The 21,588-nt window shown below is 68.2% G+C and carries 7 protein-coding genes; 6 read left to right on the plus strand and 1 reads right to left on the minus strand.

Translation table 11 applies throughout. The features are described from left to right. Nucleotides 1-31 precede the first annotated feature (31 nt). From ACNPQM_RS09775 to ACNPQM_RS09795, 5 genes are all read left to right on the plus strand, one after another. The gene (locus ACNPQM_RS09775; protein ID WP_418083703.1) at nt 32-3,202 is read left to right on the plus strand and encodes a DEAD/DEAH box helicase; all 3,171 of its coding nucleotides are present in this window, start codon (nt 32-34) and stop codon (nt 3,200-3,202) included. Then, a complete protein-coding gene (locus ACNPQM_RS09780) occupies nt 3,199-8,712 on the plus strand; it encodes a hypothetical protein (RefSeq protein WP_418083704.1) in 5,514 nt (1,837 codons plus the stop codon). The genes ACNPQM_RS09775 and ACNPQM_RS09780 overlap by 4 nt, the downstream gene beginning before the upstream one ends. After that, nucleotides 8,709-15,416 (plus strand): DEAD/DEAH box helicase, encoded by a 6,708-nt coding sequence (locus ACNPQM_RS09785; RefSeq protein WP_418083705.1) that lies wholly within the window; start codon nt 8,709-8,711, stop codon nt 15,414-15,416. Before ACNPQM_RS09780 ends, ACNPQM_RS09785 begins: the two co-directional genes overlap by 4 nt. Further along, the gene (locus tag ACNPQM_RS09790) at nt 15,413-17,722 is read left to right on the plus strand and encodes a UvrD-helicase domain-containing protein (RefSeq protein WP_418083706.1); all 2,310 of its coding nucleotides are present in this window, start codon (nt 15,413-15,415) and stop codon (nt 17,720-17,722) included. Before ACNPQM_RS09785 ends, ACNPQM_RS09790 begins: the two co-directional genes overlap by 4 nt. 158 nt (nt 17,723-17,880) lie before the next feature. Next, nucleotides 17,881-18,054 carry a helix-turn-helix domain-containing protein gene (locus tag ACNPQM_RS09795; RefSeq protein WP_418083707.1) on the plus strand — a complete coding sequence of 58 codons (174 nt, stop codon included), beginning with the start codon at nt 17,881-17,883 and terminating at the stop codon, nt 18,052-18,054. Nucleotides 18,055-18,095: 41 nt separating this feature from the next. Here the strand turns inward: ACNPQM_RS09795 and ACNPQM_RS09800 are convergent, their stop codons facing one another. Then, entirely contained in the window at nt 18,096-19,220 is a 1,125-nt protein-coding gene (locus ACNPQM_RS09800) for a tyrosine-type recombinase/integrase (RefSeq protein WP_418083708.1), read from the minus strand. A 577-nt stretch (nt 19,221-19,797) separates the two neighbouring features. On the opposite strand from ACNPQM_RS09800, the gene ACNPQM_RS09805 reads away from it, so the two are divergent. Beyond that, the gene (locus ACNPQM_RS09805; RefSeq protein ID WP_418083709.1) at nt 19,798-21,564 is read left to right on the plus strand and encodes an FUSC family protein; all 1,767 of its coding nucleotides are present in this window, start codon (nt 19,798-19,800) and stop codon (nt 21,562-21,564) included. Nucleotides 21,565-21,588: the final 24 nt, after the last annotated feature.

Here is a 21,588-nt window from a genome sequence, read left to right on the forward strand (position 1 = left end):
CACGAGCACACAGTCCACAGAGGAGCACCACGTGACCACGGCGATGCAGCCCGAGGTTCCTGAAGGGCGCGACGCCGATGAGGCGCAGTCGGCATACCCGGCCGGTGCCAGGCCGGCCTTCGCCCCCGGCGCCCAGGTGCGCATCCGCCACGAGCAGTGGCTCGTGAAGTCCGTCTCGGGGTCCCGTGACGGACTCATGGTCGAGGCCAGCGGCGTTTCCTCGTTCGTCCGTGGTACGGATGCGATCTTCTACTCCGGGCTGGATGTGATCGAGGTGCTCGATCCGCGCAAGACCCAGCTCGTGCCCGACGAGACCTCCAAGCACGCCAAAGCCCGCCTCCACCTGGAGGCGGTCATCCGCAAGACCGCGCTGCCGCAGACCGAGCACGGCATCGCCCTCGCCGACTCCTTCCTCATGGACCGGCAGCAGCATCAGCTGCGTCCCGCCGAGCTGGCGCTGTCCATGCGCAACCCGCAGCCCCGGCTGCTGATCGCCGACGTAGTTGGTCTGGGCAAGACGCTGGAGATCGGCATCACGCTCTCGGAGCTGATCCGGCGGGGGCGCGGCGAGCGCATCCTCGTGGTCACGCCCGCCCATGTGCTGGAGCAGTTCCAGCGCGAGCTGTGGACCCGCTTCTCTCTGCCGCTGGTGCGCCTGGACTCCACCGGTATCCAGCGCATTCAGCAGGAGATCCCGGCAGGCCGGAACCCGTTCGCCCACTTCAAGCGCGTCATCGTCTCCGTCGACACCCTCAAGTCGGCGACGTACGCCCACCACCTGGAAAACATCACCTGGGACGCGGTCGTCATCGACGAGTCGCACAACCTCGTGAACAAGGGCACCCGCAACAACCGCCTCGCCCGCCGCCTCGCCGAGCAGACCGATGCGCTGATCCTGGCCTCCGCCACTCCGCACAACGGCGACGCCGAATCCTTTGCCGAGCTGATCCGGATGCTCGATCCGGCGGCCATCGCCGACCCCAAGAACTACAAGGTCGCCGACCTCGACCACCTCTACATCAGGCGCACCAAGACCGACCGAGAGGTACGCGACAGCCTCAAGGGCAAGCCCTGGGCCGAGCGCGGCGACTCCCTGCCGGTGCCGGCTCCGGCGACACCGAAGGAAGTCGCCGTCCTGGAGAAGCTCGCGAGCGAGTGGACCCCGGGGGACCCCAGCCGTTCGTCGGTCTGCGCCGATCCGCTGGTCGGCTACAACTTCCTCAAGGCGTTCCTCTCCTCCCACGTCGCCCTGCGGAAATCCCTCGCCAACCGCCGTGCCTACCTGGACAACCCGAAGACCGGTACGGCGAGGGGTAAGGCCAAGGCCGCGGCGGACACCCCCGAGCGCCGCGCCGATCTCGCCGCCGAGAGCAAGGCGCTCGCGGAGCTGGAGGCGCTGGTCGCGGACTTCACCGACCAGGACTCCGCCAAACTTGACGCGCTCGTACGCACCCTGAAGGAACTCGGCGTCGGCCCGCGCTCCGAGCGTCGCATCGTGATCTTCTCCGAGCGGGTCCACACCCTGGACTGGCTGGCCCAGGAAGTTCCGGCCCGGCTCGGCTTCAAGAAGAACGAGGCGAAGGCCGACGCGGCGCGTCCCTGGAAGGCGTACGGCGGAGCCGTCGAGGTCATGCACGGCGACACCACCAACGACCAGCAACAGCAGGAGATCGTCGACCGCTTCGGTCGGCTCGAAGAGCCGGTACGGCTGCTGTTCACCGGTGACATCGCCTCCGAGGGCGTAAACCTGCACCACCAGTGCCACGACCTCATCCACTACGACCTGCCCTGGTCCCTCATCCGCATCGAGCAGCGCAACGGACGCATCGACCGCTACGGGCAGGCGGTCAGCCCCGAGTTCCGTGCGCTCACCCTCACCGCCGATGTGCCTTGGCGGCGCGACGAGGAGAGCGGCGAGATGCTCACGCTCGACGACCGGCTCGTCGGCGCCCGCCTGCTGCGGCGCGAGGCCCAGGCACACGAGATCGAGACCGGCGAGGGCAGCGCCGAGGCCGTCACCGGCCTCTACAACGACAAGAAGGAAGAGGACCGCCTCACCCGCGACCTCATCAAGGGCGGCACCGTCGAGCGCTCCATCAAGCAGTCGCAGCAGGAGTCCGGCGGGGTCCTCGCGGGACTCCTTGCCGGCGCCAACGCCCGGCTCGCCGACCCGACGGCTCCTCCTGCCACCCTCGGTACGGCCCCGGTGCCCGAGGCCGACGTACCCCATGTCTTCACCGACACCAAGGCGTACTTTCACGCCGCGATGGACCTCATCTACCCGGAGGCCGAGCGCGCGGTCCTCGGCTGGAAGCCCGAGACGGCCCATGGCCGAATCGAGTTCACTCCGCCCGACGACCTGCAGTACCGCTTCCGGGCGCTGCCGAAGTCGTACCTGGAGCAGGAGAAGATCCTCACGACGTCCAAGTACGACGGCACGCTGAGCATCACCTTCGACAAGCAGTACGCCGCCGACCGTCTGGAGGCCGCCCGCAACGCCAAGCAGGGCAAGACGGACCAGCCCACCTCCCAGTGGCCCAATGTCTCCTACGCCTCCGACATCCACCCCGTGCTCGACTGGGTGACGGACAAGGTCCTCGCCAAGCTCCAGTACGACGAGGCGTTTGTCCTCGCCTTCCAGCCCGACCCCGCCAAGGCCAAGCGGATCGACGCCGCCCTGCCCGAAGCCCTCACCGGCCCGGTCTACCTCCTGCAAGGCGTGTACTCCAACGCGGCGGGCAAGCCGACGGTCGTGGAGTGGATGGCCGTCACCGGGCTCACCGCGGGCAGCCCTCGCGTATGGCGCATGGACTCGGCGTTCCTCGCCGCCTGCGGTGTCGGCCCCGGCATGCCCGGCCGCGCCCAGCCCGTCGCCCCTGACCTCCTCCAGGAACTCGTCCCCGCGGCCGTCGACGCGGCCGAGACCCACCTGCGCGAGCGCCGCGCCGACTACGACAAGCAGGTCGACTCCTACCTCGCCCCGTACGAGGACCGGGTGCAGGTCTGGGAGCAGGGCGCCCTGATCGCCGTCGGCAACCAGCAGCGCCGCATCCAGCAGGTGTACGACACGGCCGCCCGCCGCCGCGACCTCGTACGCCGCCTGCGGACCGACGGCGACCCGATGCTGCGGGTCCTCTGCGTCCTCGAACCCCTTCACGCCACCGCCGCGTCCACCGCGCACGCCGAGGAGTCCGCACGATGAGCTACACCTACGACTCCTTCGCCAACCGCGGCGAATACCTCTCCGCCCATTACTTCAGCGAAGAGCTGGAGAACACCCTCAAGAAGGGCAAGGCGGGCGACGAGGGCTTGTTCACCCTGTGGACCGGCCGCGAGACCGACCCGCACGATCCCCAGCCGACCCCGCGCGAACTACTGCCCCGGCTGCGCGGCGACTACCTGGCCACCGTGCGCCCCTTCCTACACCTCCGCGCCCAGCAGGAAGAACCCGGCAGCACCTACGACGACCCGACGGGGGAGTGGGCCGAGCGCATCACCGCCTGGCACACCACCGTCATCGAAGCCCTCGGCTACGGCGAGCGGCCCAAGCAGCCGGTCACCGTGCACAACGCCGGCAAGGAGTACGAGCTCCAGGTCGCCTGGCACGGAGACGGCGTCGTCGCCCTCGACTGCGGCTGGACCGACTCTCTCGACGACGCCCTCGACCCCGACGAGGCCGGACAGCTCCTCCACCCCCTCAAGACCACCGATGGCCTCCTCGAGGTCGGCGAGAAGCTGGCGGGCTGGCTCTTCCAGAGCGAACTCCACGAGCCCGGCGGCGACGCTCCCCGCTTCATCCTGCTGCTGTGCGGTGGCGTACTCGTCCTCGCCGACCGCAAGTCCTGGGCCGAAGGCCGCTACCTCGCCGCCGGCCTGGACGCGGCCCTCGCCCGCAACGACACGGCGAAGGCCGGCGAACTCTCCCTCCTCGCCGCCCTTTTCTCCCATGACATGCTCGCGCCCCGCCCCGACGGCAAGGGCCGACGCATCGACGAGCTGATCAAGGCATCTCGCGACAACGCCGTCGGCGTCAACTCCGAGCTGCGCAAGGGACTCCAGCAGTCGGTCGAGATCATCGCCAACGAGGTTCTCGACCGCTTGCGCGAGGCGAAGGTCAAGCCGCGGGAGATCGAGGACCTCAGGAAGGGCCCGTTCGCCAAGCAGCTCACCCGTGAATCCCTGCGCTACCTCTACCGCATCCTCTTCCTTCTGTACGCGGAGGCCCGCCCCGAACTGGGCATCCTGCCCGCCGACGACTCCACCTACGAGGCCGGCTACTCGATCGCCCGGCTGCGCGAGCTGGTCGCGCGCGAGCGAAAGCTGGTCGACGAGGACAGCCGGGACGGCTTCCACCTCTACGCCTCCCTCGACGTCCTCTTCAACAAGGTCAACTTCGGACATCGTCCGCACGGCAGCGAAGCGGACGACAGCAAGCCCGCCGCCGAGCGCAGCGAACAGCGCGGCCTCCGTTTCGAGCCGCTGCGCAGCGAGCTGTTCGACCCGAAGGCGATCACCCTCATCGGCAGTGGCGTCCTGGACCCCCGGTGGGACGAGGACGGGGACGAGGAACCGCGGTGGCTGGACCTGCGGCTGCGCAACGAAGCCCTGCACCAGGTGCTGCGTCTGCTCACCCTGAAGGAGGCCGGCCAGAAGGGCCGGCAGGGCGGCTTCATCTCCTACCGGAACCTCGGTATCAACCAGCTCGGTGCCGTCTACGAAGGTCTGATGTCGTACACCGGCATCATCGACGAGGAGAAGGAGCTGGCCGAGGTCGCCAAGCCCGGCGCCAAGAAGGGCGGCAAGCAGTACGGCGACCCCGAGAAGGGCTCCTGGCTCGTCCCCGCCGACCGGCTGAACGACTACTCGGAGAACACGCACGTCGTGTACTCCGCCCAGGACACCGAACAGCACGGCCTGCGCGGCCCCAAGAAGTACGCCCCGGGCCGGTTCGTCTACCGCCTGGCCGGCCGCGACCGCGAGACCTCCGCCTCGTACTACACCCCCGAGTCCCTCACCGAGGTCACCGTCGAGCTGGCGCTCAAGCACCGCCTCGACCAGGAGAAGGACGCCGACGGAAACACGGTACGGACCCGCGCGAGCGAACTCCTGCGCTACACCATCTGCGAGCCGGCCCTCGGCTCCGGCGCGTTCCTCAACAAGGCTATTGACCTGGTAGCCGAGGAGTACCTCAAGCGCCGCCAGGAGGAGCTGGGCGCCAACCTGGACACGTCGAAGGCGCTCGAAGCGAAGCAGAAGGTGAAGGCGTACATCGCCCTTCACAACGCGTACGGCATCGACCTCAACGAGACTGGCGTCGAGCTCGCCGAGGTGTCGCTGTGGCTCAACACCATGCACCCCGGCATGCGCGCGCCATGGTTCGGTCTGCATCTGCGGCGTGGCAACTCCCTGATCGGGGCGCGGCGGTGGGTGTATGAGGCCGAGCGCATCAAGAAGGAGCGGACCATCGGCGCGCAGACACCGACCAAGCTGCCGTTCCGGGCGTCGGCGGACGGTGCGGAGCAGCCGCTGCCGGACGGGGCCGTGCATCAGTTCCTCCTGCCGACGCCTGGGTGGGGTGCGGTCGCGGGGACGAGCGGCGACGCGAAGAAGCTGGTCGAGCAGCTCGCCGGGTCGCAGGTGGATCAGCTGAAGGCGTGGAAGAAGGGCGTTCAGACCAAGCCGAGGACGACGGGCGGCAAGGCGAGCCAGCTCGCCCGGCTCCAGGCCGCGGCCCGTCGGGTCGAGTTCCTGTGGAAGCTCGTCGCCAAGCGCATGGAACTCAGCGAGCAGGAGATTGCCCGCACGATCGAAGTCTGGGGGACGGACCGCGCGGAGGAGTACACCTTTCTCCGCCACGACAAGCAGAACGCGGACCAGAGCCTGCCGCTGACGAAGGAGCAGGTCTTCAAGGACCTCTTCGAGGCGGAGGGCTCCCCGTACTGGCGCCTCAAGCAGGTCATGGATGCGTGGTGCGCGCTGTGGTTCTGGCCACTGGACAAGGTGGGCCTGCTGGACGGGACGGACGCGGAGTATGTCACGGCTCCGGTGGTGGCAGCGGAGACGGGGGCGGACTTGGACGCCCTGTTGTCGTCGGTGGCTGGGGTGGTTGGCCCGGCGGTTGAGAGCGAGACGCCGTTGCCTGCGCCGCCCGAGCCCACGGCCGTGCCGCGATTCGTCGAGAGCCGGATGCTGTTCGCCATGGACGGTGACCAGATGTCCCTGGGGGAAGAGGACACCGACGACGAGCTCGTGAAGAAGGAGGAGCTCAAGAAGGCACGTACCCCCTCCCGGCCGAAGAAGCCCCGTGGGCCGGTACGCCGGCGGGACGTCATCCCGCTTGTGGACTTGGACGACTGGATCGCCTTCCTGGAGTCCATGGTGGGTACGGAGCCCATTCGGGAAGACGGCTTTGCCGCATCCATCGACTCCCTGGAGGAGCTGGCGCTCCTTGAGGACCTGGTCCAAGTCGAGATGGGCATGGACGATGCGCTGAAGGCGGTCGAGACGCGGTATCCGTGGATGCGTGTCGTCCGAGACATTGCCGAGGAGCAGGGTTTTCTGCACTGGGAGCTGGACTTCGCCGGTGTGTTCGAGGGCGAGGTGGGGGGCTTCGACCTGCAGGTGGGTAACCCGCCGTGGGTGCGGCCGACATGGAACGAAGATTCGGTTATTGCGGAGTATGAACCGTGGTTCATGCTCGAGGAGAAGCCGAAGGGGGAGGAGAAGAAGCGAAAGCGCGAAGCCGAACTCACCCGTGTTCAGGTGCAGAAATATCTGCTTCGCGAGTTGACGAATACGGCGGCGACGGCGAGCTATCTGTCGGCATCGGCTGTTTATCCGTTGGTCGCCGGAACGAAGCCAGATCTTTATCGAGCATTCATGTGCGAGGTGTGGGGCCACACAGGGATTGGCGGGACGGCAGGAATGGTGCATCCCGACACTCACTTTCGTGGGGGTGCAGAGGCCGCACTGCGTACGGCGGCGTATCGGCGCCTACGGGTGCACGGTGACTTTGTCAATGCCGGGAACCGCTTCTTCCCTCCACCGGTGGGGCGATCCAGTCACTTTGGCGTACATGTGTACGGGGCAGATAGTGAGGTCTTCTTCGACTCGCTTTCTTGGCTCTTCACCGTCGATTCGCTGCGGTTGTCCGCTGCTGCTGACGATGAGGGTGCGGATCCCGGGGTCAAGTTCAACGGGGACTGGGACGAGCGACCGCACCCGAAGCGTGTGGTTCGCGTTACGCATGAGACCCTCGAGCGTTGGCGTCGGCTCGCGGATGATGAAGGGCCATTGGAGCACACGCGTTTGCTCACGCCTGTAAGCACGGCAGAGGACCCAGCGATTGATGCATTGGGTGCTTATCCTCTGCGCCTTGGCATGTTGAACCCGGGGATCTTTATTGGGTTCGACGAAGGCGCATCGAAGAAGGCGAAGTTTGGGCCTGGCAAGGACCAGCGGCTCGTTGACTACAACACCGGGACCGACGGTCAGGAGGACTATGAGGCGAAGGCGTGGATCGACGTCATCCTCAAGGGACCGCAGATCGGCGTTGCCAACCCGATGTTCAAGCAGCCCAGCCAGGGCGGTGGCGAGGTGCGCGGCCTCGACCCGAGGTCGCTTGCGGACAACGCTGTACCGGAGTCGGAGTATCGGCGCGTTGCTTCTCGCGATGTGTTCCTGAACGCACAGGAGAAATGGCCCGACTGGGAGATGTACGAGGCGCTTCTCGCGTCGGAGGGGGAGCGTGCGCAGGCTCGGCTCCAGATCGCCGAGAATCGCAAGGTGCAGCCAGAAGAGGTCGATGACGAGCAGGTCGAGAAGCTCCTGCTTGCGAAGGCGAGTTTTCCGTACAGTAAGGAGTTCCGGGTCGCGTGGCGTGAGATGGTCGCGCCCGACACTGAGCGCGCCCTGTATGCGGCACTCATCCCGCCGGGGACGACGCATATCCATGCAGTCCATTCGGCCCGTTTCTCGGACGAACGCTTGACTGCTCTCGTGGCGGGTTTCTTGGCCGCACTCCCCGTGGACTATCTGCTGCGAACCGCAGGCGCCGGCCATCTTGACGTCGCTCAGACCAAGCGACTTCCCGCCCCCCAGGAAGACCACCCCCTAGCCCCCGCTCTCCTCCTCCGTACCCTCCGCCTCAACGCCCTCACCACCGCCTACGCCGATCTCTGGTCAGATCTCTACGACCCCAAGTGGCCCGGCTACGAGCCTTGGGCCATCGACTGGCCCAACCTCAGGACCGAGCTGCACGACATCACCCACACCTGGCAGCGTGACACCCCCCTCCGTACCGAGTACGCCCGCCGTGCCGCCCTCGTTGAGATCGACGCGATTGTCGCCGTCTGGCTCGGCATCGACGCGGACACGCTCATCGCCATGTACCGGGCCCGTTTCCCGATCATGCAGGACTTCGACCGGGTGACCTGGTTCGACGCCACTGAGCGGAAGATCGCCGGGGACCGGTACACGTACGGCTTCGACCAGACGAAGGACCACTGGACCCAGTTCGAGGCCTACCAGGAGGCCTACGAGAAGGACCCCAAGACCACTGTCCCCGTCCCCGACGGCTACACCGCCCCCTTCTACAAGGCCGACCGCGAGCGCGAAATGCGTGAAGCCCACGCCTACTTCAAGCAGCGTCTCGACGAAGTCGTGAGCAAGGGTCTTTGGGACCCGGAGAAGATGGAGGTTCCGACCCGGTGAGGCCGACCCTCGAAGCACAGGGACTCAAGGAGAGCCTGCTCCAGTACCTGTCCACGACGTACGGCCTCGCCGACGAGGGCGTCCGCAAGGCGCTGCACGCCTTCCTCGGGGACGAGACGACGGGCATGTTCCGCGGGCCGTACCTTCGCCTCCGTACCCCCTTCACCCCGGCCGGCGACGGCTGGGAGCAGCACCTGGACTGGGTGCGTACGGACGGCTGGACGCCGTACGCGCACCAGGCCCGTGCTTTCGCCCGGCTCACCTCGAAGGACGGGCACGTACCTCAGCCGACGCTGGTCACGACGGGTACGGGTTCCGGCAAGACCGAGTCGTTCCTGTACCCCGTGCTCGACCACTGCGCCCGTGAGCGTGCGGCCGGGAACAACGGGGTCAAGGCGATCTTCCTCTATCCGATGAACGCTCTGGCCACCGATCAGGCGGCCCGTATCAACGGACTGCTCACCGACTACGACGAGCTGAGCGGGGTACGGGCCGGCCTGTACATCGGGGACAAGGCGGCGACGCACTATGACCGGGTCTACACGCGCCGGCAGGACATGCGGCTGTCGCCGCCGGACATCCTGATCACCAACTACAAGATGCTCGACCTGCTCCTGCAGCGTGCCGCCGACGCGCCGCTGTGGGACGGCAGCGACATCCGTTACGTGGTCGTCGACGAGTTCCACACGTACGACGGCGCTCAGGGCACCGACGTCGCCATGCTGCTGCGCCGCCTTGCCATCGCCGTCGGCGCGAGCCGGCCCGGCAAGCCGCTCGGCACGATCACGCCCGTTGCCACCTCTGCGACCCTCGCCTCCGGCACCGACGCCGATGGGGTGCGGCAGCTCCTCTCCGTGGCAGGAAATGTCTTCGGTGCCGAGTTCACCGAGGATGCGATCGTCGGTGAGAACCGGTTGACGGTTGACGAGTTCATGCTCGACGAGTCGATCACGGACGCGAAGTTCCTTCCCGGTCAGGCCGCACCCCCCGAGGCGCTGACCGCCCTGCCGGATCTGGCTTCCGGCTCCGAGGCGCTCGCGGACCTCGCCGAAGCCGTCACCGGACGCCGTACCACCGATCCGGTCGTCCTCGGTGCCGCGCTCAAGCGCAATCGCCTCACGTATGCGGTCCTGAAGGCGTTCGACGGCACGGCGTGCACCTACGATGAGGTGCTCGACGTGATGCGCCGCAGTGGGGCGAAGAGCTGGGACGAGGCGATCACGACGCGGCCGCAGGTCGCCGCGGCGGCGCTCGCCCGCTTCGTCGCCCTGCTGTCCGTGGCACGCGACCCGGACATGCCGGCCGGGATCAGCCGCCCCTTCGTACAGGTCGAGGTGCACCAGTGGGCGCGGTCCGTCACGCGCATGCTCCGGGGCGTACTGCCTTGGCCGAAGGCCGAGTTCGCCTGGGACACGGTCGGGGCGGAGAGCCGGCTGCGTACGACGCCCGACACGACCACCTCGCGTGACACCAAGGTCTTCCTGCCCGCGGTGTACTGCCGCGAGTGCGGGCGTTCCGGCTGGTCGGTGCTCGCCCCCGAGTCGGACCTGGAGGAGCTGAGCTTCGAGGCCCACAAGATTCGCCGGGCCACTGTCACGGCCAACAAGTCCAAGGTGCGCACCCTGGTGGCGGCCACGGACAACGAGGCTCGCGAGGGCAACGGCCGTACCGCCATGGACCGGGCGGAGCAGAGGTCGCTGACCACCGGCGGGGCAGGCGTGCTCATGGTGCTCGACGGTTCTTCCCGTCGTCTGCGCCTGCCGGATCCTCAGGACGATTACGACGACGAGGGCAACCCGCAGCCCGCAGGCCCCGATTCGGTCTTCGTGCTCGTCCAGCTCGGGGACACCGCGGAACGGGCAGCCAAGGACGACTGGTGCCCGGCGTGCGGCACGCACAATGCCATCCGCTTCCTTGGTACGGGCTCCGCCGCGCTGGCCGCCGCGTCCATCACCCAGCTCTTCACCGGCGGGGAGATGGACAAGGAACAGCGTGAGACGAAGACGCTGATGTTCAACGACTCGGTGCAGGACGCCGCGCACCGGGCCGGTTTCGTAGCCTCCCGCTCGTACACCTTCTCCTTGCGGGCCCTGTTTACCAAGCACCTGAGCGAGCAGCCGTCCACCGCGCTGAACGACCTCGTCGCCGACGTCGTCCTGTCCACCACCGACCGTGAGACGCTCGCCGCCGTCGTCCCGCCGGACCTGCACGACGACGCGGGAGTCGCGCGACTGCTGTCGGGCAAGGGACGCGGTGGGGACAAGAGGACCTGGGACCTGATCGGTGAGCGGTTCGCGTTCGAGGCCGTGATGGAGTTCGGCCATCGTTCCCGCAACGGCCGTACCCTCGAACTGACCCGTACGGCTGCCGCCTGGGTGGGTATCCCCGACGAGCGGGCGGCCGTCGCGATCGTACGTTCCGCCCACGAGGAGTCCACCCATCATGGGCTGGCGCTCACGGCGCACGATGACACCCGGTATCTGACGTTCCTGCGCGGCCTGCTGGAGCGGCTGCGTACGCGGGGAGCGGTCGGGCACCGCTGGCTGGACAAGTTCCTCGACGAGGCGGGTACGAGCCGCTACTTCATCTGGGGTGGCCGCCCGCGCGGTATGAAGGCCTTTCCCCGGGGAGTCTCCGCGCCGAGCTTCCTGCTCGCCCGGCCCAAGCAGAAGAGCGAGTTCGACTTCGCCGCCGGGCGTCTGTCCTGGTATCAGTCCTGGGCTCAGCGCTGCTTCGACATGACCCGCGAGCAGGCCGACGAGTTCTGGGTGCGGTTGCTGCCCCAGCTCACCGACGCCGGGCTGCTCTCGGTGCGTACCCCGCGCGACACGGCCGTCCGCGTCTACGGCCTCCAGCCGGGCGCTGTCCGCCTGCAGCTGCTGTCCGAAGCCCAGGTCAACGTGTCGTATGTGCGCTGCCCGAAGTGCTTCTGGGAGCAGACCGTTCATCCCTCACTGCTGGCGCAGTACCACGGGCAGCCCTGCCAGTCGTACCGCTGCTCGTCCGGACGTCTTGTCGCGGGTGACCGCTGGCTGGAGACCGTGGACCGGCACGACCGGGATCGCGACTACCGCGACGACTACTACCGCAGCCTGTACCGGCGAGCCGGGACCTACCAGGTCATCACCGCCGAGCACACCGGTCTGCTCTCCCGTGCCAAGCGTGAGCGCGTCGAGGAGGCCTTCCGCAAGGGCGAGGGGTTCAACGACCCCAATGTGCTGTCCTGCACACCCACCCTGGAGATGGGCATCGACATCGGCGACCTGTCCGCCGTCGTCCTCGGCGCCCTGCCGCGCCGTCCGGCGAACTACGCCCAGCAGGCGGGCCGGGCCGGGCGCCGTACCGGCAACGCCTTCCTCCTCACCATCCCCGACCGTTCCCGCCGCGACCTGTACTTCCTCGACCGGCCGCGGGACATGATCGACGGGCGGATCGTGCCGCCGGGCTCGTACCTGTCGGCCATCGAGATCCTGCGCCGCCAGTACACCGCCCACCTCCTCGATCTCGCGGCACGCGGCCGCCTGCTGCGCGAGGACGGCAAGCCGCTGGCCGCCCTGTCGCGCCGTGTCGACGAGCTCTTCGGCCCCTCCGGCTATCTCGCCGACTTCACCGAGGCCGCCCTCGCCCGTGGCGAGGAGCTCGTCGCGGGCTTCCTCGCGCTGTTCCCGACCGGTGTGAGCGAGACTGCTCAGGAGGAGCTGAAGCAGTACGCGGTCCGGGGGATCCGCAGCGCGATCGAGAAGGCCGAGCGGGAGTGGGAGCGCGAGAACCAGAAACTGCGCACCCGTATCCGTACGATCCGCTCGGCCATCGACGAGCTCAAGGAAGGCGACGACGAGCAGGCGCGTACGAAGGCGGAGCTGGAAGCCGAGCTGGGCGCCCTCTCGAAGCAGGGAGCCACGCGTCAGCGCCAGCCGGCCCAGACCGTGCTGTGCGACCTCGGTCTGCTGCCCAACTACGCCCTCATCGACGCCACGACCACCCTGGAGGCCACTGTCTACTGGCCCGAGGGCACCACACCCGAGGGGCGGGACAGCTACAAGTCGAGGCCGCTCTCCTACGGACGGCCGCGCAGCTTCGCCCTGTCCGAACTCGCCCCCGGCAACACCTTCTACGCCGAGGGCTACAAGCACCGGATCACCGGCATCGACATCGTCACCGGCCGGGACCAGGACTGGCGCCACTGGCGCTTCTGCCCCTCGTGCGGCTACGTCCGCACCGAGAACGCCGAGCACGACATCACCTCCTGCCCGCGCTGCGGGGAAGCGGGCATCGCCGACTCCGGCAGCCTGTGGCAGATCGTCCAGCCCAGCGTCGTCACCGCCCGCGACAAGCGCGAGGACGCCAGGATCGGCGACGAGAGCGACGACCGTGATCGCCGTTTCTACACCGTCGTGGACATGGTCGACATCGCTCCCAAGGACTTCGCCCCGGGCAAGTCCTGGCGGCACACCAAGGAGATCTTCGGCGTCGACTACACCCGCCACGCCGTCATCCGCCGCGTCAACGCCGGACCGCTCAGCATCGGAGCCCAGGAGAACGACCAGCTCGCAGGGCGGCCCGTGCGCATTGCCCCCTTCCATGTGTGCACCGCCTGTGGAGCCGCGACCGCCGACGGCCGGCCCGTCTTCGACGACGACCGCGACGCCGTCGACAACTCCGCCAACCGCCAGCGCGAAGTCAAGCACCACACCCCTTGGTGCCCGCTGCGGCGCGGCAAGCAGGACGTGCCCCAGGAACCCGTCCTGCTCGCCCACGAGCTGGAGACCGAAGCGCTGCGGATCCTGCTGCCCGCCGCGACCGTCCTCGTCGAGGAGCGGGTCCACTCCTTCCAGGCGGCCCTGCGCCTGGGCGTGGACGAAGCCTTCGGCGGCGACCCCCAGCACCTCGATTCCACCCTCGCCACCATGCCGGACCGTGAGACCGCGGAGAAGCGGCACTTCCTGGTCCTGTACGACCGCCTCCCGCACGGCACCGGCTACCTCGACCGGCTCACCGACCCGGCAGCCTTCCGGCAGGTACTCGAGGGGGCGCGGCGGCTTCTCGAGGAGTGCCCCTGCAACGGGGAGGCCGTGCCGGCCTGCCACCGCTGCCTGTACCGCTACGCCGACGAGCAGTACATCGACCGCGTCTCCCGCCAGGCCGCCCTGGAGATCCTCGACGAACTCCTCGGCACCGACACCGACGCGTGGAACACCAAACCGGTCGGCAACACCGACCATATCGGCCTCGACGGACAGGTCGAGTCCGACCTCGAGGCACGCTTCCTCAACGCCCTGCGCGGGTGGGCCGGCCAGCGCGGTGACGCCGTCCTGGAAGAGAGTGGAGACAACAGCGCCTACCTGCGTCTCGACGAGGTCGGCACCATCCACGGCTGGCGTCTGACCGCCCAGCGCAACGAAGGGTTCACCCGTACCGACTTCACCTTCGAACGCACTGAGGGCCCCAAGCAGAAGATCACCGTCTACCTCGACGGACACCGCTACCACGCCACCCGCCAGCACAACCGGCTCGCCGGCGACGCCGACAAACGCAACCGGCTCCGGGCCGACGGGCGCATCGTCTTCCAGCTCACCTGGGACGACCTCGACGCCTTCGAGCGGCAGACCGGCACGGCACAGGCCTCCTCGGGACGGGAGGCGGCCGAGCCGGTTTGGCCGCCCTATCCGCACAGTGCCCAGGACATCGCCAAGCAGCTCTACGCCGATCGTGGCGGCGATGATCTCGCCATTACCGGCTTCGCCGACCCGATGACCATGCTCCTCGCGTACCTGCGCAGTCCGGACGACGCGGCCTGGGGCAGGCGGGCATCGGCCGTGGTCGGCGGACTCCTCGGAACCGGCCAGGAGATCCTCGTCGGCAACGGCACCCCCGACCAGACCCGTCAGTCGCTCGACCGACTCCTCGACGCCTGGGGCGGCACCGACGGCATCGACCCGGCCCCCGTCCAGGGCGCCGGCACGCTCAACCTTTTCCAGAGCAGCGACCAGTCCGGTCTTCCCGTCGCCTTCCTCGTCGACGGAGCCACCGGCCAATGGTCCGCCCTGGTCTGCCTCGACGACACAGCACCCGACCAGCTCGGCACGCCCGAACACAAGGCACGCTGGCGCTCCTGGCTCCAGTGGTCCAACATTCTGCAGTTCCTCGCCCACGATGGCGGCGACGGTTTTCAGCTGACCACGGCCACCGCGGCAAAGTGCGACACCTCGGTCCTCAAGGCCTTCGGCGGCCTCGGCGAACTCGAATCCCTGGTCGTGCAGTACGGCACCGGCACACCCGCGCCGCAGCGCCCTGCAGTGGAGGCATCCGACGCCACTCCGCTGGAAGCGAAGCTGCGGGACCTGCTGTGGGACCGGGAGATCCTCGAGTACCTCGACGAGGATGAACCCGATGCCCCCCTCACCCGCCTCGCCCACACCTTGGCCGACGGCGGCAAGAAGGCTCCCGCCTACGGCTACGAACTCGGCGAACGCGGCTGGCTCGCCGACTTCGCCTGGGATCACGGTGACCAGCGGATCGCCGTCATGGCCGAGCCGTACGACCACGAGGACGAGGAGAGCGACAAGACCTGGCGCGCCTACCGCGACGCCGGGTTCACCATCCGCTCGGCCGACGACTGGCTCGCCGATCTCGACACCCTGCTGACCACGCTTCCCGACGCCACCACCCGCCCCGACTCCGAAGAACAGGGTGCCGCACGATGACCGCACGCCTCAGCCTCTACCAGAAGGCCGAAAACGAGCTCTACAAGATGGAGTCGTCGGTCAAGACGAAGTTCTACGACTTCTGCCACCAATTCCGCCTCGACCCCGACCACCCCAGCCTCGACCTCAAGCCCCTCAAGGGCGACGGCCGGATCTTCCGCGCCAAGATCGACCGTTCGTACCGGGCGCTTCTCGCCCGGGCCGGTGTCGGCGCCGATGGCATCCCGCAGTGGCTGATCGTCGCCGTCCGCCACCGCAAGGACGTCTACGAGGAACTCACCGTCGCCATCAACCGGATCACCGGTGAGATCGAGTTCGTCGACCTCGGCGTCGTCGGTCAGAGCGTTCTGCAACGCGCGGGACTCCTGCTCACCCCGGCTCCGGATGATCAGGCCGTGCCGGCCGAGCCCACGCCTGCACCCGTCGTGATGCCGGAACCGGCCGTCCCTGCCGAACCGCTCCTCGCCGGCTGCACCCCCGAAGACCTGCGCCGGCTCGGTGTCGCCGACGCGCTCATCGACCTCGCCCTCACCGTCACGATCGACGAGGAACTCGACCAGCTCATCGCCGGCGCCCCGCGCTTGACCGCCGAGGTCCTCACCGGCCTCGGCTCCGGCATGTCCGTGGACGAGGTCGAGCGTGAGATCACCCAGCCCGCCGCCACCGAACTCGAGCCGGGCTTTGAGGACGACATGGCGGCGGCCCTCACCCGCACCGCGGTCACCACGGTCGACGACGACATCCGTAACGTCCTTGCCGAGGGCGACTTCCGCGCCTGGAAGGTCTACCTCCACCCTACTCAGCGCAAAATCGTCGAGCGGAACTACGGCGGTCCCGCCCGCGTCAGCGGCGGCCCCGGCACCGGCAAGACCATCGTCGCCCTGCACCGCGTGGCCCGTCTCGCCGCCGCCCTGCCGCCCGGCCACAACAAGCCGATCCTGCTGACCACGTACACCAAGAACCTCACGGCCGACCTGCGCTCCCGACTCACCTCGCTCATGGACCCGGCACTGCTTGGCCGCGTCGACATCAAGCACATCGACCAGCTCGCGCAGAGCGTCCTCAACGAGAACACCGCTCCCGGCTCGCAGCGCAGCCTGATCACCGACGACCGGGCCCTGGATGTCCTGCGCGAAGTCCTCTTTGAGCACGACGAGCAGCGCTGGGGCGCCGAGTTCCTCTTCGACGAATGGGAACAGATCGTCCTCGGCCAGTCCCTCGCGACCCGCCAGGACTACTTCAAGGCCCGCCGTGCCGGCATGGGGCGGGCCCTGAGCCGCCCCGAACGTGCCGCCATCTGGAAGCTGCTCGACCAGTTCACCCTGCGTCTCAACGGCCTGGGCCGGGAGACCTGGGCACAGGCCGCCGAACGGGCGGCCCGCTATGAGATGGAACGCGCCCACAAGATCAAGATCCGTGCCGAGCGCAAGGCGGACATCGGCGGCGGCGACCTGGTCCACCTCGATGACAACAGCTCCGCCATGCGCTACCTGCGTCATCGCTACCAGCACATCGTCGTCGACGAGGCCCAGGACCTCAGTCCCACCCACTGGAAGATGCTGCGCGCCATGGTCGCGTCCGGTGAGGGCGACCTCTTCATCGCCAGCGACACCCACCAGCGGATCTACGACCGGCAGGTCACCCTCTCCACCGTCGGCGTCCACATCCGCGGCCGCGCCTCGAAGCTGACACTCAGCTACCGCACCACCCAGGAGATCCTCGACCAGGCCGCCAAGGTCGTCCGCGGGGCCACCTATGACGACCTCGACGACGGCACCGACACCCTCGACGGCTACCACTCCCTGCTGCACGGCCCGGCTCCCGAGTACGTGGCCTGCGCCGACTGGACCGACGAGATCGCACAGCTCGCCGAGGCTCTCAAGCAGTGGCGCGCGGACATCACCCAGCCCGCCGCGGACGGCACCGTACGCGACCCTAGCGGCACCATGGCTGTCTGCGTCGCCGACGGCGAGATGGCCGGCCGCGTCGCGGCGGACCTGGAGATGAAGCACGGCATCACCACCGCCACCCTCACCAAGGACGGCCCGCAGGGTGGCGGCGAGGTCCACATCGGCACGATGCACCGGTTCAAGGGACTCGAATACCAGAAGCTCGCGATCATTGGTGCGAGCGACGGCATTCTTCCGCGCACCGCCCTCGTCGAGCAGTACGAGAAGACCGACCCCACGCAGTACGAACGCGAGCTCAAGAAGAGCCGCAACCAGCTCTTCGTCGCCACCACCCGGGCCCGCGACGCGTTGCGCATCTCCTGGCACGGCAAGCCCAGCCCGTTTCTCCCCCTGTAGCCGGCCACGACGATTCTGTCCCGCAGCTGATCGCTTACCGCGGGGCAGAGCACCGAAAGTCGACACGAAGGGCACGTTACGACTGTCTTCCGTATTAGGGGCGGCCGCTTTAGCTCCTTACCATCGGGGCCGAAAACCGGTGAGAGATGAGGTGCCCTATGAGTCGTCGGTTCCTTGGGATCGTTGAAGCGGCCGAGTATCTGGATATGTCCCAGCGCTGGATGTACCGAGATTCGCAGAGGTACGGAATCCCTCGCTACTACTTCGGAGGGCGCCTCAAGTTCAAGGTGGGGGACCTTGAACGGTGGGCGCAGCAGCAGAGGGTTTCGTGAAGAAGGGGCCGGGTCGCAGACCCGGCCCCTTCCGGCTTCTGTTACAGCCCGGCCTCAAGGGCCTTGGCTGCACGGCCGATTGACGCCGGCATCAGGTGGCGGTAGATGCGGTACGTCATGTTGATGTTCGAATGTCCCATCCACTCGGCTACGTCGGTGATGGGGATTCCTTTGGACAGGCAGTTCGAGGCGAAGAAGTGGCGTAGGGAGTACGGGTTCAGCTTCCGTGTGATGCCAGCCCGCTTCCTGGCCGCGCTCCACTGGTACTCGAGCGTCGTGTGCAACCAGTAGGGGCTGCGCTGGGTGCGCAGCAGGAAGCCGTTATGGTCCGCGCCGACGTTGTGTGCGTACCTGAGCAGGGACTCCCGGACCGTGGCGGGCATGGGGACCTCACGGAAGTCGCCAGGCCTGCGGTGCTTGAGCGGGGCGCGCTGACGGGTCTTCCCTTCGATCTGCTCGGTGATGCGGTACACGTCGTCCGCGACCATCCCTTCGATGTTGGCTGCGTACGCCTCTCCGTTCCGGTGTCCACACCCCGACATCAGATCGATGATGACGGCGAGCGACTCGGAGGCAACCGCCTTCAACGCGTGGATCTCCTCCAGCGTGGGGATGGTGATCCGGTTGGGGATGTACTCCGGTGGGACAACACTCTGGAAGGGGTCGTGGGCTATCCCGCCCCTGCGGTGGGCGTCCCGGAGGATCTTCTTGAGGGTGTCGAAGGCGTTCTGCTGTGTGGCCAGCCCGACCTTGCGCTCCTCCATCGACATGATGAAGTCGTCGACGACAGTCGGCGAGAAGCTGTTGATCCGACGGGACTCGAGGGCCGGGAGTATCTGGCGGTCGAGCAATTGCTTGACCGTCCGTACCGTGCCGGGTGCGAAGTGGCGCTGGCGCGGCAGCCAGGCGCCTGCGTACTCGCCGAAACGCTGCTTGCCCAGCGTTCGTTTGATCTCGGACTGCTGCACGGGAGTGCTGCGCTTCTCCCGGTAGACCTGCGTGAGACGGTCGAGGGCGTCGTCCTGCGTCGGGTAGCCCGACTCTTCGCACTGCCTCCCCGTTCCGTCACGGAACCGGATAGCGTAGGGGTGCGCGCATCCGCCCTGCCGTTTGCAGCTGCAGGTCTTGAAGAAACTGCCCATCCCACGGATGAGTTTGGTCGCCACGTACACCGCTCCTGACTCATGCTGGGAGTTTGCTGACCAACGGCTCCACAGCATGGCCCTGACCTGCGGCCGCACCAAATTAGGGCACGTTGATCAGCATCCTCATGGGTACCTCCCGGTGAGATTGACAGGCAAACCGTTCAGCAGGTTTCTTGCAGGTCAGAGCGAAATTCTGGGAATTGTTGATCTCGGTGGTGCGGGACGGTTCCGTGCGGTACCGATGCTGACTCCATGCTGATTCTTCTGGCGATGCGTCAGATAGTCATGGATTCGCCGAGTTTTGCGGGTGCGCATCATGCCGCAATTATCGACACAAGGTCGCGGGCGCGCACGGGTGACGGAGCGGTGGGTTCTCGGGGGCAGGTGCCGCGGCGGCTCCGGCGGCAAGGCGAGGAAAGTGCGCCACACTCCGAGTGGAACGCCTGAAGAAGGCCATCGAGAACGTCCGGGCGGCGAGCGGCGGCTTCATCCTCTTCATCGATGAACTCCACGTGGCCGCCGGCGCGGACCCCCGGCACCCGTGCCTTCAGCGCTCCGTGACCCGCCCGGCACCGGACGCAGGTGATATACACCGCGTATGCCCCGTTTGCGTCTTCTGTTCACTGCTGTGATCGGGAGTAGCCCGAGGCGTTCGGCAGCCCGTGTGGGGCGCGCGCTCTCCCCGCGCGGCGCGCTCGCCCTGCAGAGCGTGGACGGTGCCCTGTCCTTCGCCCTGCGTGCCGCGCTGGCGATGGCGCTGCCCGCGCTGCCCATGGCACTGGCCGGGCGGGCCGACCAGGCTGTCTACGCCATGCTGGGCTCGTTCACCACCACGTTCGGCCGCAACCTGCCCTACGCGCGCCGTGCCCGTGTACTTGCGCTGGTCGCGGCGGCCATGACGGCGTGCGTGGGCTGTGGTTCGGCTCTCGCCGCGTGGGCCCATCCACGGGACGGGGGAGCCGCCGCCGTGGTGGTCGCGGCCATGGCCGCGGTGGCCGGGATCGCGAAACTCGCCTGTGACGCGGCGCGCCTGAGCGGGTTGGGCGCGGTGCTGCTGCTCTTCTCCTTCGCCGTGGCGGCCAATGGTGCGCCGGCCCCTGCGGACGTCCTTCCCCATACCGCCCTGGCCGCTTTGGGGGCGGCGGTGGCCTGGGTACTGGCCGTGTCGGGCTGGTTCGTGCACCCGGATCGCCCACGGCGTTTCGCGGTGGCCGCGGCTCTGCGTGAGCTCGCGGACCTGGTGGAGGCAACCGGCGCGGGGAACGGAAGCAAGCTCGTCCGGCACCGGGCGACGGCCGCTGTTCTACAGGCGTATCGGACTCTGGGTCTCCTGCCTCCGACAGCCGCGGAGCAGGGCGGCCGGGGCGGCACGTGCGTCCGTCTGACCGACCTCTCCTGGTCGCTGCTGATCGGTGCCGCCCGCCGGCCGACGGATGACCCGACCCGCCTGGCGCGGGACCTGCGCCGCCAGGTTCGCCTGCTTGTGAGCAGTCGCCACCGGGTTCCGCGACTCCTGCCCGAGCTGTCGCTCCCGTCCCTGGTTGCCCAGGTCGGCCTGGTATCCGAGCCGGTTCCGGCCGATCCGACGGCCCGGCGCGCCGCCGAACTGCGCGCCGCGGAACTGGTGACGGGGCGGCGTCCCGGCGGCCCCCGCCACGTGTCGGTCCTGGTCGTTCCCGCCCTGCGGATGGTCATCGGCACCGGTCTTGCCGGATGGACGGCTCTTCTTCTGGGCCTCGGCCACGGCTACTGGGCGGCGATCTCCGCCGCCGCGGTGCTGCATTCGATCAACGTCCGCACGGCGGCACAGCGCGCCGTCCAGCGTACTTTGGGAACGGTCGCCGGACTGATGCTCGCGCTCGGTGTGCTGTCCGCGCGCCCCGACCCTGTGGTGCTCGTCCTGGTGATCGTGCTCCTGGAGTTCCTGCTGGAGTACGTCGTGGCGCGCAACTACGGGCTCGGCGTCGTCTTCCTCACGCCACTGGCTCTGCTGCTGTCCGACCTGGCCTCTGCCTCACCTGCCGGAGCCCTGGTCGAGGACCGGGCGCTGAGCAGCCTCCTCGGGATCGCCATCGCGCTGGCGTGCGCGCTGGTGGTGGTCCACGACCACGCGGTGGTCCGAGCGGAGCGCGCGCTGGCTGCCTGCACGGAGGCGTCCGAGCGTGCCGAGCAGGTGCTGAACGACCGCTCGGAGCCGTCGTACCCGATCGTCCAGACTTACCTGGCGGCAGCTGTGGTGGAGTTGCGGGAGGCCGACGACGCCGCGGCGGGCGAGCTCTGGCCGGCGGAGATCGATCCCACCGAACTCGCCGCCGCGGAGCAGCGTGCCTACCTGCTCCTGGAGCGGCTCGTCCGGGGAAGGTGATGCCACGTGGAGTGCCGCCCGTGC

This window comes from Streptomyces sp. NPDC056231, assembly GCF_048270745.1.
Taxonomy (GTDB): domain Bacteria; phylum Actinomycetota; class Actinomycetes; order Streptomycetales; family Streptomycetaceae; genus Streptomyces.